We start from the raw sequence: 14249 nt of genomic DNA on the forward strand, positions 1-14249 counted from the left end.
GCTCCTATCGGCTCAGTGGATATTTGAACGCCAGTTTCTCGATCAGCGAAAACACTGCCGAAAACCCGATGGACATGATGAGATACATCACCGTGATGACGATATAGACCTCGAAGCTGGCGAAGGTCGCAGACTGGAGATCATTACCGGCAGCGGCCAGTTCATTGGCCGAAATCACCGACACGACGCTCGATGTCAGCATCAGATAGATGAACTGGCTGGTCAGCGACGGATAGACCGTGCGCAGCGCGGGCTTCATGATGATGTAGCGGAAGACCTGCAGGCGCGAGAGGCCAAGCGCAGTGCCTGCTTCCACCTGCCCCTTATGGATGGACTCGATGCCTGCGCGGATGATTTCAGTGCCGTAAGCGCCGAAATTCACAACCAGCGCCAAAAGTGCCGCGCTATTGGGCGACAGACGCAGACCTGCCGAGGGCAGGCCGAAGAAGATGAAGAATATCTGCACCAGAAACGGTGTGTTGCGGATGATCTCCACATAGGCGTCGATGACAAAGCGCACCGGCTTGGAGCCGGATGTCTTGCCCAAGGCGCACACAATGGAAACGACCAGCCCGAGCACCATCGCGGCGACAGAAAGCTCGATCGTTTGCCAGGCGCCGAGAAGCAGCTTGTCCATAGACGCGAACACTGGCGCGAAATTGAAATTGTACAATGCTGGAACCTCCCGGTCGGCGAATTGGCCGTCTTCCTCCAAGATCAGCCCAATTTAGATCGATCTAAATTCGTTTAGCCCCTCTCGTCAATCATTAATTCCGATTAGATGATCAAATCTCTCGTCAGCCCACAGGGCGTCCACAGGACTGGCGAACCTGCAAATAGGTCTCGCTGACGATCCGCTGCGCAGCCATTTCCGGTTCTGCAAGGCGCGAAAGCAGCAATCTGGCCGCATTTTCGCCCACCGTCACCGGGCGTGTCGCGACGGAACTCAGGCGCGGACGTGTCGCCTCGGCATCGCTGACATCGTCAAAGCCGATCAACGAAAAATCCTCCCCGATTTTTCGCCCACAATCATAAAGCCCAGCTGACAGACCGAGCGCTATCACATCGTTAAAGCAGATTGCCGCCGTTGGTTCCGGCCCTTGCTGAAACAGAAGCGGTGCGGCCTTGGCGATTTCCGGCATGGTGCTTGGCAGATGGACGATCAGCTCCGGGTCCAAGCCCTTCTGCTGCATCGCCTCGCGAAAGCCCTCGACACGCTCGCGATAGGCAGAATGCACCGGCCCATGCACCGCAAAAGCGATAGTCTTGTGACCCAGACCGGACAGGTGATTGACCGCCTGCCGCATACCGCCCGCATAATCGACACCGGCATAGTCGATCCTGTCAGTTACATGGCGCAGCACCTGCACGACGGGCAGGCCCCAATCGGCAATCTGCTCGATAAATTCCGGCTCGGTTCCCGCCGTCAGCGATACGATCACGCCATCGACGCCATGCTCGCGCATGCGCTGCATCAACGTGTTCTGATTGGCAAAATTCTCATGACTATTGGCCAGCAGAACAACCATGCCAGCCTCGCCGACAATACTGTCGATGCCGGCCAGAAGCTCGCCATAAAACGGATTTCCGAGCGTCGGGACAATCACACCGACCGTATTCGAGCGGTCGGCCCGCAAGCTCGCCGCGCCCATATTATAGACGTAGCCAAGTTCCTGCAGCGCCTTCTCGACCTTCTCCCGCGTCGCGGCTCCGACAAGCGGACTCTTGCGGATGACAAGCGACGCCGTAGCGCGCGAAACATTCGCATGGCGCGCCACATCAAGAAGCGTAACCCGGCTTTTCTTACGGTCGTCAGTCGGCATAAAACTCACCTGTCAGTATGAATCCATGTCCCGAAACAGCATCCGAGGATACCGCCTGCGGGTCAGATTCGATGCCGGTATATTCAGTACAGACAGATGAGATGGTCAATCCGCAGCGTGAAACACCTGCGGATTGACCATGAATCAGACACTTAAAATTCCCAGTCTTCATCCTCGGTCGCCACAGCCTTGCCGATGACATAGGAAGAGCCCGAACCGGAGAAGAAGTCGTGGTTTTCGTCAGCATTCGGCGAAAGCGCCGACAGGATAGCCGGATTGACCTTGCAGGCTTCAGCTGGGAAAAGCGCTTCGTAACCGAGATTCATCAGCGCCTTGTTGGCATTGTAATGCAGGAACTTCTTGACGTCTTCGGTCAGGCCGACGCCGTCATAAAGCGCTTCCGTATAGCGGATTTCATTGTCGTATAGTTCAAGCAAAAGCTCGAAAGCAAAGTCCTTGATTTCCTGTTTCCGGTCTTCGCCCAGCACCTCAAGCGCACGCTGGAACTTATAGCCGATATAATAGCCATGTACGGCTTCATCACGGATAATTAGCCGGATAAGGTCTGCCGTATTGGTCAACTTGGCGCGACTAGACCAGAACATCGGCAGATAGAAACCCGAATAGAACAGGAAGCTCTCCAGAAACACGCTGGCGATCTTTTTCTTGAAAGGATCATCCGCACGGTACTGTTCGAGGATCAGTTCGGACTTGCGTTGCAGGAACTCGTTTTCCTCCGACCAGCGATAGGCGTCATCGACATCCGGTGTGAGACAGAGCGTGGAGAAGATCGAGGAATAGGAGCGCGCATGCACCGCTTCCATGAAGGCGATGTTGGAAAGCACCGCCTCCTCATGGGGCGTCGCCGCATCGTCCATCAGCTCGACCGCGCCGACCGCGTTCTGGATCGTATCAAGCAGAGTCAGGCCCGTGAATACGCGGATCGTCAGCTGCTTTTCCTGCGGCTTCAGCGTTTCCCAGGACTGGATATCGTTGGAGAGCGGCACTTTTTCCGGCAGCCAGAAATTGCCCGTAAGGCGGTTCCAGACTTCCAGATCCTTTTCATCTTCGATGCGGTTCCAGTTGATGGCGCGCACGAGACCGGGAGTCTTTCCCTTGCCGGTTTTGAATTGCATGTTCATTGGATTTCCTCTGATCTCATCTTGGGCTTACAGGGCGCAGGAAACGCAGCCTTGCACCTGCGTCCCTTCAAGCGCCATCTGGCGCAGCCGGATGTAGTAGATCGTCTTGATGCCCTTCTTCCAGGCATAGATCTGGGCGCGGTTGATGTCGCGGGTTGTGGCCGTATCGCGGAAGAACAAGGTCAAGGACAGGCCCTGATCGACATGCTGGGTAGCAGCCGCATAGGTGTCGATGATCTTTTCCGGCCCGATCTCATAGGCGTCCTGATAATAATCGAGATTATCATTGGTCATGAACGCAGCCGGATAATAGACGCGACCAATCTTGCCTTCCTTGCGGATTTCGATCTTGGACACAATCGGATGGATCGAAGAGGTGGAATGGTTGATGTAGGAGATCGACCCGGTCGGCGGCACAGCCTGAAGGTTCTGATTGTAGAGGCCACCCTCCATCACCGCCTTTTTCAGGTCGCGCCAGTCGTCCTGCGTCGGAATCGCGATGCCCGCTTTCTCGAAAATCTCACGGACTTTCTCGGTCGCTGGCTCCCAAAGCTGATCGGTATATTTGTCGAAATATTCACCCGATGCATATTTGGACTTCTCAAAACCGCTAAACGACTTACCCGCTTCGACGGCGATACGGTTCGACGCACGCAATGCGTGATAAGTCACAGTATAGAAATAGATATTCGTGAAATCTACGCCTTCTTCCGAGCCGTAGAAAATCCGCTCGCGGGCCAGATAGCCATGCAGGTTCATCTGGCCGAGACCGATGGCGTGGCTCTCATCATTGCCGCGCGCGACTGACGGCACCGAGCCGATATGGCTCATGTCTGACACCGCCGTCAGTGCACGAATGGAGGTGTCAATGGTCTTTCCGAAATCCGCTGAATCCATCGCGGCTGCGATGTTGAGCGAACCCAGATTGCACGAAATATCCTTGCCCAGATGCGAATAGGACAGGTCTTCATCAAAGATGCTGGCCTCGCTGACCTGCAGGATTTCCGAGCACAGATTGCTCATGGTGATGCGCCCGTCGATTGGGTTGGCGCGGTTCACCGTGTCCTCGAACATGATATAGGGATAGCCGGACTCAAACTGGATTTCCGCCAATACCTGGAAGAACTCACGCGCATTGATCTTCCGTTTGCGGATGCGTGCATCGTCGACCATTTCGCGATACTTTTCCGTGACGGAAATCTCGGTCAGCGGCAGGCCATAGACCCGCTCCACGTCATAAGGCGAGAAGAGATACATATCCTCATTGTTGCGGGCGAGTTCAAAGGTGATATCCGGGATCACCACACCCAGCGACAAGGTTTTGATGCGGATTTTTTCGTCGGCATTCTCGCGCTTGGTGTCGAGGAAGCGCATGATATCGGGATGATGCGCATGCAGATAAACCGCGCCGGCTCCCTGTCGCGCACCAAGCTGATTGGCGTAGGAGAACGAATCCTCAAGAAGCTTCATCACCGGAATGATGCCCGATGACTGGTTCTGGATCTGCTTGATCGGCGCGCCGGATTCGCGAATATTCGTCAGGCTCAATGCCACGCCACCACCGCGCTTGGAAAGCTGCAATGCGGAATTGATGGAGCGTCCGATGGACTCCATATTGTCTTCCACCCGCAGCAGGAAGCAGGACACAAGCTCGCCGCGCTGTTTCTTGCCCGCATTGAGGAATGTTGGCGTTGCGGGCTGATAGCGACCGGAAATAATCTCATCGACAAGGTCGCGGGCAAGCTGCTCACTGCCGCGCGCCAATGCCAGCGCCACCATGCAGACACGGTCTTCATAGCGCTCCAGATAGCGCTTTCCGTCAAAGGTTTTCAGCGTGTAGCTGGTGTAATATTTGAAAGCGCCGAGGAAGGTCGGGAACCGGAATTTCTTGGCATAGGCCTCATCGAAAAGGTCGCGTACGAAATTGAAGGAGTACTGGTCCAGCACCGCCTGTTCGTAATAGTTTTCGGTCACCAGATAATCGAGTTTCTCCCGCAGATTATGGAAGAAGACCGTGTTCTGGTTGACGTGCTGAAGGAAATATTGCTGCGCAGCCTGCCGGTCACGATCAAGCTGGATCTTGCCTTCATCATCATAGAGATTGAGCATCGCGTTCAGCGCATGATAGTCCAACCCATCGGTAGATTTGACGGGCTTGGGGCTGTTCGACGCCGCCGCTTGCGGCGCGTCCTGCGTGACCGACTCTGCGTCGCGCTCGCGGATCAGGGTTGTGTCTGCCGTGTCCAAAATCGTTCCATCCCGTTCCTGACATTGCCAATGTCTTCATCTGTTCCCAAAAGCTCGAAGCGATAGAGATAGGGAACCTGACATTTGGCAGAGATTATTTTGCCGGCTATGCCGAAAGCTTCGCCGAAATTGCTGTTGCCCGCGGCAATCACGCCGCGGATGAGCGAGCGATTGCCCGCATTGTTGAGAAAGCGGATGACAGGCTTTGGCACAGCCCCCTTGGTTCCGCCGCCGCCATAGCTTGGCGTCATGAGCACGAATGGTTCGTCTATCTGCAACGGGCTCGATTCTTCCTCATCCCGTTGCAGGACGGGAATGCGCCTTGCGCGCATTCCAAGCCGCTCGACGAAACGATGCGTGTTTTCGGAGCGACTGGAGAAATAGACAAGGAGACCCATGGCGGAGCTCATGACAGTGCCACGGTCACGAAAGACCGTTGATCATATCCGGACGGAAGCCGGCCCAGTGGGTTTCTCCGGCGACAACGACCGGCACCTGACGGTAGCCCAGCCCCGTGACGAGATCGTAAGCGGCCATATCTGCAGAAATGTCGATGACCTGATAATCGATCCCCTGACGGTCGAGGGCACGGGTGGTTGCAGTGCACTGGACGCAAGCTGGTTTGCTATAGACGGTGACGTTCATTTCTTCCTCACTGGATTGGGCACAGATTGCCTGAAACGCAATTGCCGTATCGGGACAGATGCGCATGAGAGATCGTTCGCGCATGGAACATGCGCGTTAAGGCGAACAAAATCGGGGAACAGTCAGCGATGCCTGGACACCACTGAACCGCGCAAAATCACCTCTGGAAGGGTGGGCCTGAACTGAGAGAACAATACAAACTAGACAATGTGTCAGACATGGACTTCACCCCGAAGCTTGTGAGCGGGCATTCGGAGTAGCAATCGGCAAGAAGCACATCTCGCCTCAATGATTGCACACCAACCGGACACCCCGCCCGTGGACGTTCATTGCTCAAGGCAGGTCTCCTGGCTCACGGGTCAGCGCTCTTGTCGGTCTTCCCAGCTTACGCCAGTGACGTGATCAACAAGAACTCACCGCTTACAGTTGCGGGGGCAGCTTCGGCTTCGTCTCAACCTTCATGGCGGCGACTCACCGAATTCCCTCTTAGCTTTCGACTCATCGAATCGAAAGAACCTAGAACACTATATATAGTAGCCGAAGTTAAAAGACCGTCAACGGATAGTTGGTGAAAAGCGAAAAATCAGCGATCCATTTTGTAATGGCTGTGAAGAACGTGGATAACCGGACTTCATCGCGCCGGTTTGATCGGCTTCGGGCGAAATTCCGGCTTCAGGGCCTTGAGCGCCATACGATCCACGATTCGCGGCGCGATCAGCTTGAGCCAGCGCCCCAATCGCATTTGCCGCGTCATCAATACCTCGCGTTTGCGCCTCTGCAAACCATCGAGCATGAGACGCACCGCTTCTTCCACCGACATCATGTCGTCTTCGCGCACGCCACTGGTTCCCAGCGCTTCACCGCTGGCGCCATAACCGACCTTGCGAATATCTGTCTTCACGACCCCCGGATAAACAATCGTCACGGAAATACCGCTGGGCTCCAGTTCCGAACGAAGTGCTTCGCAAAATCCGGAAAGCGCGAACTTTGTCCCGCTATAGGCCGAGCGTCCCGGCACGCCGATCAAGCCCGCGACAGACGAGACCACCCCAATCCGCCCTTTGGTCCTTGCAAGGTGCGGAAGTGCGGCATGGATCGGCCAGATGCTGCCAAAATAGTTCAGCTCCATCAGATCGTGCATCCAGTGCAGATCTTCCGGTTTGATCTCCGCAAAATTGGCGTGGGCCGACATACCCGCGTTAACGATCAGCGTGTCGATCCGACCGAAGGCCGATCCCGCTTTGTCGATCAAAGCAATGCAGGCATTGCGATCTGTAACATCGGTCGGCACAACCAGCACTGTGCTGCCCTCAAGCCGCAATTCTGTTGCCAGTTTTTCAAGCTTTTCGACATTACGCGCCGCCAGCACAAGGGCAGCCTCTGCGTGATCGCGATGCGCTATCTGACGTGCCGTTTCTGCTCCGATACCGTCTGACGCGCCCGTTATAATCGTTACATCCATGTCGGTCTCCCTACCGATAAGATGTACGATTATGCCGCCGAAAGCGGCCAGCTGAAACAAGCCATTTTGACACAATCACAGTTTTGAGAATCTGGCACCAGATTGTTTGCCGCCTAACGGTCAGTTAACTTGTGCCGCGTGCAATTGCTGATAGCGGCCGCCCGAACGAGCCACCAGTTCATCGTGAACGCCCTGTTCGATAATCCGGCCTTCTTCCACCACGACAATCCGGTCTGCATTGACGATAGTTGCGAGCCGGTGTGCGATGACCAGAGTGGTGCGCCCCTGCGAAAGATCGGCGAGGGATTGCTGGATTGCGCGTTCAGTTTCGGTATCCAGCGCCGAGGTCGCTTCATCGAGAATCAGGATCGGCGGGTTTTTCAGGAAAATACGCGCGATCGCCAGACGCTGCTTCTGGCCACCCGAAAGCTTGACGCCGCGTTCACCCACAACCGTATCCAAACCGGCAGGCAAGGCGGCAATCACATCATCAAGACGGGCACGCCGCGCTGCTTCGAGGATTTCCTGCTCCGATGCCTCCAGCCTGCCATAAGCGATATTGTCGCGGATCGTTCCCGCAAACAGGAAGACATCCTGGCTGACAATACCGATATTGGACCGCAGGGACTTGAGCGTCATATCGCGAATATCGATGCCATCGATGCTGATCGCGCCCTCCGTCACTTCATAAAAGCGCGGCAGCAGCGAACAGATCGTCGTCTTGCCCGCGCCAGACGAGCCGACAAAGGCGACCGTTTCACCAGCGCGAATGGACAGGGTCAGATGGGCGAGCAGCGGCTTTTCCGAACGGTAACCGAAGCTGACGTCTTTATATTCTATATCGCCATGCAAACGCTGCACCGCAACGGCCTGCGGCCTGTCGGCAATATCCGGCTCCGTATCGAGAAAGGCCGAATAGCGTTGGAAACCGGCAATGCCCTTCGGATAGCTTTCGATAATCGAATTGATCTTCTCGATGGGACGGAAGAAGACGCCGATGAGCAGCAGGAAACCGACGAAGCCACCTTCCGTCAGCTGGCCGCGCACGACGAACCAGGCGCCTGCCAGCATGACGATAATCTGGACAAAGCGCATCGAGAGATAAGACAGCGACATCGAAGCCGCCATGATCTTGTAGGCCCGCAATTTGGTGGTCAGATAGTTACGATTGCTTTCGGCAAACAGCTTGCGCTCGTGGTCCTCATTGGTGAAGGCCTGTACCACGCGAATGCCGCCAACATTTTCCTCGATACGCGCATTGAACTCGCCGACACGGCCATAAAGTGCATGCCAGTTCGAGGTCATCCGGCTGCCATAGCGGATGCTCACAATCGCCGTCAGCGGGACGACCAGCGCCGTGATCAGCGCCAGCGGCACGTGAATCCAGAGCATCAAAGCGAAAGCGCCAATCAGGGTCATGACGGCGATGAACAGATCTTCGGGGCCGTGATGTGCCACTTCGCCGATCTCTTCCAGATCCTTGGTCAGCTTGGCGACCAGATGCCCGGTCTTCTGATCATCGAAGAAGCGGAACGACAGTTTTTGCAGATGGTCGAATGCCTTGCGCCGCATCTCGGTTTCGATCTTGATCCCGAGCATATGGCCCCAATAGGTCACGATGACCTGCAAACCGGCATTGAGGAGATAGATCAGAAACAGCCCTGCAACCGCAAGCGCAATCAGCCCCAGCTGATTGGTCGGCAGCAGTCGGTCGATGAACAGCGTCACCGCAACCGGAAAGGCAAGCTCCAGCAGGCCGGCAACGACGGCACTTGAGAAATCAAGCGCAAACAAGCTCTTGTGCGGTTCATAATAGGCAGCAAAGCGCTTCAGCAAACTATTCATCGAAATCCCGGCTTACACTTTTGGGGCGGCGTTCAAAGAGGTCTGAACACGCACCCATCCCTAACGCCTGTTAGCAAGTTTTTGAACTATGTGGCGTTTATTTTCTCATTATTCGGCCGGATCAACCGATTTGTGATCATTTAACTCAACTTTAAGACCGCCGACCGCTAAAGATTCGGCAAAAGGCTCATCAGATTCTCGATCAGCGGCGAGTGATTGCTCTTCATGGAGGCGAGCGCCAGGCGTGCTGAAAGCGGTTCACCTTCAATTGGTCGGTAGGCCACACCGGCGAGCCTGATCTGGGCAATCGCGGCTGGCACGATCGAAACACCAAGGTCGGCAGCGACCAGATTCACGACCGATGGCATTTGCGGCGCTTCCTGCGCTACGATCATTTCAAAACCGGCGTCACGGCAGGCCGCAACCACATCGTCATAAAGGCTGAGGCCAACAATACGCGGAAACATCACAAAGGCCTCGTTGGCAAGCGCTGAAACCGGCAAAGTCTCATGGGCTGCCAGCGGATGATGGCTCGGCAAGGCGATCAGCATCGGCTCATCGGCCAAGCGCTTCATCCGCACATCCTTGGGATTTTCCAGACCGGGGCGGATGAAAGCTGCATCCACTTCGCCGCGCACAAGCTTGTCCATCAGGAGACTGGTGTTCATTTCGGTCAGTGTCAGTCGCACCTCCGGCCAACGGGCACGAAACTGCCGGATCGTGCCGCTGACCACCGGATTGAAAGCCGAGGACGCCGTGAAGCCCAAGGCCAGACGTCCTGTCTCGCCGCGCGCCGCACTTTGCGCGGCAAGCCTGGCTTTTTCCGCCGCAGCGACCGCCGCTTTTGCTTCCTCACGAAAGGCCGTACCTGCTGCCGTCAACTCCGCACCGTGGGGAACACGATGGAAGAGAGCGACGCCGATCTCATTCTCCAGATCGCGGATCTGCTGGCTCAATGGCGGCTGACCGATCCCGAGATTTGCCGCTGCGCGCGTAAAGTTGCCCTCATCGGCGACAGCGAGGAAATATCTAAGGTGGCGCAGTTCCATCGGTATATCCAAAACCTATCACAATCGTCTGTTCCATATATTAGACAAATGATGTGCTTTTGACTAGATCAAGGCTCGGGAGGATTTGAAAAGGCAAAGTCATGTCCCGCGTCCAAGAACGCAGTCTCGATAGCGTTAGAACACCAGACAGCACCCTCCGGCTGGTCACCGCTCCAACACCGTCTGGAGCGGCACGTGAAGAAAAGCACTATCTGGTCAAGGGCACGCCCGCATTTCGCAATGCCAGCGTCGCGCTCTTTCTGTCGGGCTTTGCAACCTTTTCGCTTCTCTATTGCGTGCAGCCTTTGATGCCGCTCTTCGCGCATGATTTTAACATCACGCCTGCAGCAAGCTCCCTGTCACTTTCCGTGTCCACCGGCTTTCTGGCCTTCGCTATTTTCTTTGCGGCCATCGTTTCCGAACGCTTCGGTCGCCGCTCGCTGATGTTTGCCTCCCTGCTCGGCTCTGCGCTTTGCACCATTGCCGCCGCACTCGTGCCGGACTGGCATATGCTGCTGGCGCTGCGTGCATTGCAGGGCCTTCTGCTCGGCGGGGTTCCTGCGGTCGCGATGACCTATCTTGCTGAAGAAATCGACCCGCGCGGTCTTGGCGCGTCGATGGGCCTCTATATCGCTGGCAACGCCTTTGGCGGCATGGCGGGACGTGTCATCACCGGAACGCTGGCTGAGTTTTTCTCCTGGCGCGTCGGCCTTGCAGGCATGGGGGTTCTGGGCCTCGCTGCCGCAATCGGCTTTCTGATGCTCCTGCCCGCCTCACAGAATTTCACCCCCCGTCCGGGACTGAATGCGCGGTTTCACCTCGGCGCATGGATCGGCCATATCCGCAATCCGGCCCTGCCACTGCTTTTTGCCATTGGCTTCCTCGTCATGGGTTCATTCGTGACGATCTATAACTATATCGGCTTTCGGCTTGTCGCAGCGCCCTACAGCCTGAGCCAGACGGCGCTCGGCGCCATTTTCTCGGTCTATCTGTTCGGCATCGCCGCATCATGGATTGCGGGACGCATGGGCGACAGGCTTGGCCACTTCATTGTCCTTCCCATTGGTTTGGGCATTGAAGCAGCGGGCGTGTTACTGACACTCTTTGCGCCATTGCCGCTGGTCATCGTTGGCATCGTGTTTCTGACTGTCGGCTTCTTCGTCAGCCACTCGGTCGCCAGCGCTCTGGTCGGCAGACTGGCGCTCCACACCAAGGGTCATGCGTCTTCGCTTTACCTCCTGGCCTATTATCTCGGTTCCAGTATTGCGGGATCAGCAGGCGGCATTTTCTGGATCGCCGGCGGCTGGAGCGCTGTGACGGAGTTTACCTTCGCCATGCTGGCCATCGCCTTTATCGCATCACTCGCGGCAGCGCGTTTTGCCCACCGGGATTGAAAATGCCCCCCAAATTGCCTAGCAGATGATTTGCCATGCAGCTGTCAGCACCTTGACAGCTGCATGGCAACGAATGGAGGCTGGGGCATGAGCGAATTGGCTGAATGGCTATCGGAAGGGCATCCGATCAACCGGAAAAACGCCGCCGAAGTCGTGTTCGACGACATACGGTCGGCGATCATATCCGGCCGCCTTCAGGTCGGCACCCGCCTGCCCTCGGAGGCCAGGCTGGCCGACCGGTTCGGCGTGAGCCGCCCCATTGTGCGCGAGGCGCTGCGCTCGCTGCAAACCCTCGGCCTCACCCAGACCCGCACCGGTAGCGGCACCTATATATTGAACGCAACGCCCTCGGCCGAACTCAGCTATGACGGCTACTCCGCGCGCGATCTGATTGAAGCGCGCCCGTTTATCGAAGTTCCGGCGGCAGGTTGGGCAGCGCTTCGCCGAAGCGACGAACAACTCGCGCATCTGCTCAGTCTTTGCGACAAGATGGACCGGCAGACCGATCCGCATAAATGGGAGTTGCTCGATTCCGAATTTCACAGCGCCATAGCTGTCGCGTCCGGCAATACGCTTTTTGCCAAGATCGTCGCCGATGCCCGCGATGCGCTTATCCAGCAATCCGAGCTCATCAATCTCATGGCAGGTCGCCGTGAGGCGTCCAATATCGAACATCGTCGGATTGTCGAAGCCATCGAGGCCGGTTCCGAAACTGACGCCCGCGCCGCCATGGAGTTGCATCTGAGCAAGGTTAAAACCGCTGTAAACGCCATCACGGGAAACAGTGCTGCTTAAGCGCCTCTCATAGAGAAGCCCCGAATTCGCTCTCACTTTTGGCCTCACGGGCGCCTGTGGGCAATTGTCACCGGGACAATCTTGTGAGCCGAGCAAAATTGCGGCGAGCGAAAGCTGAAAGCTAACATCTTATTTTCAAAACAATAAATGCTTCCGCGAGCAAATGCAGCGCCCTGAAGTGGCCCATTCCGGTCTCGTCGGTAACTTGACGCATCAATTTCAATATGCGTTAACGCATCTTCTAATCTGTCATACAGCTTTACAGATTATCCTCATAATTGGGTGGCGTACCCCCCATTGAACGGCCAACGGCGCGCTCTAATTGGCGATTCATGCCGCGAATGGTCCCCGTCGAAACGCGCTCACAGGGAGGAGCAATGTCGATTGAATCCGTAAAAGCCGGTCCGGCTGAACGAGAAATCTTCATCGAAGAGGATAGCGGCTATCACAAGGCCCTGAAGCCTCGGCAAATCCAGATGATCGCGATTGGGGGAGCGATCGGAACCGGGCTTTTCCTCGGTGCTGGCGGGCGACTTGCGCAGGCGGGGCCTGCCCTCGTTTTCGTCTATGCGCTTTGCGGCTTCTTCGCCTTTCTGGTTTTGCGCGCGCTGGGTGAGCTGATCATGCATCGGCCAAGTTCGGGATCGTTCGTCTCCTATGCCCGTGAGTTCTACGGCGAGAAACTGGCCTTTGCGGCGGGCTGGATGTACTGGCTGAACTGGGCGATGACTTCGGTGGCCGACGTGACCGCCGTCGCGCTCTACATGAATTTCTTCAAGCACTATGTTCCCTGGCTGCAGGGGATCGACCAGTGGATGTTTGCGCTCACCGCTTTGCTCATCGTGCTTGCGATGAACCTGATGTCGGTGAAAGTCTTCGGCGAACTGGAATTCTGGTTTAGCCTCGTCAAAGTTCTGTCTCTCGTCACCTTTCTGGTGGTCGGCATTTATTTCGTCGTCTCCGGCACGCCAATTGACGGTCACGCCGCCGGTTTCAGCATCATCACCGATAGCGGTGGCTTGTTCCCGAACGGCATATTACCGGCCTTTGTGATCATACAGGGCGTTGTATTCGCCTATGCCTCCATCGAACTGATCGGTACCACGGCTGGTGAAACCGAAGACCCGCGCAAGGTAATGCCCGGCGCAATCCGCACTGTCGTCTTCCGCCTGCTCGTCTTCTATGTCGGCTCGGTGCTGCTGTTGTCGCTGCTTCTGCCCTACACGGCCTATTCCGCCGGTGAGAGCCCGTTCGTGACCTTCTTCGGCAAGATCGGCGTCGAGGGTGCGGATATCATCATGAACCTTGTGGTGCTGACCGCAGTTCTCTCGTCGCTCAATGCGGGTCTCTATTCGACAGGCCGTATTCTGCACTCGATGGCTATTTCCGGTTCCGCGCCTTCAGCTCTGGCCAAGATGAACAAGAACGGCGTTCCCTTTGTCGGCATTGCGGTTACCGCCGTCGTGACGGTGATCGGCGTCGTCCTCAATGCCTTCGTGCCTTCGGCGGCCTTCGAGATTGCGCTCAATCTCTCCGCGCTTGGCATTATCACTGCATGGGGCGTCATCGTTCTCTGCCAGCTGAAGCTCTGGTATCTGGCGCGGCGCGGTGAAATCGTGCGGCCCGATTTCCGGATGTTCGGCGCGCCCTATACGGGCATCCTGACGCTGGCTTTCCTGCTTGGCGTGCTGGTTCTGATGGCGTTCGATTATCCGGTCGGTACCATGACCATCGCCTCGCTGCTGATCATCATCCCCGTGCTCATCATCGGATGGTATCTGATGCGTGACCGTATCCATCGACTTGCCGCAGAACGTGCTATAGACGCACGCACTCTGAGCAAGTGA

12 protein-coding genes and 1 riboswitch are annotated in these 14249 nt (G+C 56.4%); of the genes, 3 read left to right on the plus strand and 9 right to left on the minus strand.

The window, feature by feature from the left end; all coding sequences use genetic code 11:
- Positions 1-4 precede the first annotated feature (4 nt).
- From FHW03_RS14430 to FHW03_RS14470, 9 genes are all read right to left on the minus strand, one after another.
- Entirely contained in the window at positions 5-673 is a 669-nt protein-coding gene (locus tag FHW03_RS14430) for an amino acid ABC transporter permease (RefSeq protein WP_078338272.1), read from the minus strand.
- A 124-nt stretch (positions 674-797) separates the two neighbouring features.
- Entirely contained in the window at positions 798-1823 is a 1026-nt protein-coding gene (locus tag FHW03_RS14435; protein ID WP_182521255.1) for a LacI family DNA-binding transcriptional regulator, read from the minus strand.
- Positions 1824-1975: 152 nt separating this feature from the next.
- Complete coding sequence (nrdF, locus tag FHW03_RS14440) at positions 1976-2965, minus strand: class 1b ribonucleoside-diphosphate reductase subunit beta (protein ID WP_377514867.1); 990 nt, start codon at positions 2963-2965, stop codon at positions 1976-1978.
- Positions 2966-2992: 27 nt separating this feature from the next.
- The gene (gene nrdE, locus FHW03_RS14445) at positions 2993-5212 is read right to left on the minus strand and encodes a class 1b ribonucleoside-diphosphate reductase subunit alpha (protein ID WP_182521256.1); all 2220 of its coding nucleotides are present in this window, start codon (positions 5210-5212) and stop codon (positions 2993-2995) included.
- Positions 5188-5610 (minus strand): class Ib ribonucleoside-diphosphate reductase assembly flavoprotein NrdI, encoded by a 423-nt coding sequence (gene nrdI / locus FHW03_RS14450; RefSeq protein ID WP_182521399.1) that lies wholly within the window; start codon positions 5608-5610, stop codon positions 5188-5190. The genes nrdE and nrdI overlap by 25 nt, the downstream gene beginning before the upstream one ends.
- 25 nt (positions 5611-5635) lie before the next feature.
- A complete protein-coding gene (gene nrdH / locus FHW03_RS14455) occupies positions 5636-5857 on the minus strand; it encodes a glutaredoxin-like protein NrdH (RefSeq protein WP_078338267.1) in 222 nt (73 codons plus the stop codon).
- Positions 5858-6176: 319 nt separating this feature from the next.
- Positions 6177-6392: riboswitch (cobalamin riboswitch) on the minus strand.
- A gap of 96 nt (positions 6393-6488) precedes the next feature.
- A complete protein-coding gene (locus FHW03_RS14460) occupies positions 6489-7319 on the minus strand; it encodes an SDR family oxidoreductase (RefSeq protein WP_182521257.1) in 831 nt (276 codons plus the stop codon).
- Between the two features lie 120 nt (positions 7320-7439).
- Entirely contained in the window at positions 7440-9164 is a 1725-nt protein-coding gene (locus FHW03_RS14465; protein ID WP_182521258.1) for an ABC transporter ATP-binding protein, read from the minus strand.
- Between the two features lie 167 nt (positions 9165-9331).
- Positions 9332-10213 (minus strand): LysR family transcriptional regulator, encoded by an 882-nt coding sequence (locus tag FHW03_RS14470; protein ID WP_182521259.1) that lies wholly within the window; start codon positions 10211-10213, stop codon positions 9332-9334.
- Between the two features lie 101 nt (positions 10214-10314).
- Here FHW03_RS14470 and FHW03_RS14475 point away from each other — a divergent pair, with 101 nt between their 5' ends.
- From FHW03_RS14475 to FHW03_RS14485, 3 genes are all read left to right on the plus strand, one after another.
- Entirely contained in the window at positions 10315-11607 is a 1293-nt protein-coding gene (locus FHW03_RS14475; protein WP_182521260.1) for an MFS transporter, read from the plus strand.
- A gap of 87 nt (positions 11608-11694) precedes the next feature.
- Positions 11695-12402 (plus strand): FadR/GntR family transcriptional regulator, encoded by a 708-nt coding sequence (locus FHW03_RS14480; RefSeq protein ID WP_182521261.1) that lies wholly within the window; start codon positions 11695-11697, stop codon positions 12400-12402.
- A 377-nt stretch (positions 12403-12779) separates the two neighbouring features.
- Entirely contained in the window at positions 12780-14249 is a 1470-nt protein-coding gene (locus tag FHW03_RS14485; protein WP_182521262.1) for an amino acid permease, read from the plus strand.

Source organism: Ochrobactrum sp. RH2CCR150 (genome assembly GCA_014138095.1).
Classification (GTDB): domain Bacteria; phylum Pseudomonadota; class Alphaproteobacteria; order Rhizobiales; family Rhizobiaceae; genus Brucella; species Brucella gambitense.

Coding starts and splice junctions, on each gene's coding strand:
- FHW03_RS14475 (WP_182521260.1), top strand. CDS start 10,315: ATGTCCCGCGTCCAAGAACGCAGTCTCGATAGCGTTAGAACACCAGAC.
- FHW03_RS14480 (WP_182521261.1), top strand. CDS start 11,695: ATGAGCGAATTGGCTGAATGGCTATCGGAAGGGCATCCGATCAACCGG.
- nrdF (WP_377514867.1), bottom strand. CDS start 2,965: ATGAACATGCAATTCAAAACCGGCAAGGGAAAGACTCCCGGTCTCGTG.
- FHW03_RS14485 (WP_182521262.1), top strand. CDS start 12,780: ATGTCGATTGAATCCGTAAAAGCCGGTCCGGCTGAACGAGAAATCTTC.
- FHW03_RS14435 (WP_182521255.1), bottom strand. CDS start 1,823: ATGCCGACTGACGACCGTAAGAAAAGCCGGGTTACGCTTCTTGATGTG.
- FHW03_RS14465 (WP_182521258.1), bottom strand. CDS start 9,164: ATGAATAGTTTGCTGAAGCGCTTTGCTGCCTATTATGAACCGCACAAG.
- nrdH (WP_078338267.1), bottom strand. CDS start 5,857: ATGAACGTCACCGTCTATAGCAAACCAGCTTGCGTCCAGTGCACTGCA.
- FHW03_RS14460 (WP_182521257.1), bottom strand. CDS start 7,319: ATGGATGTAACGATTATAACGGGCGCGTCAGACGGTATCGGAGCAGAA.
- FHW03_RS14470 (WP_182521259.1), bottom strand. CDS start 10,213: ATGGAACTGCGCCACCTTAGATATTTCCTCGCTGTCGCCGATGAGGGC.
- nrdI (WP_182521399.1), bottom strand. CDS start 5,610: ATGGGTCTCCTTGTCTATTTCTCCAGTCGCTCCGAAAACACGCATCGT.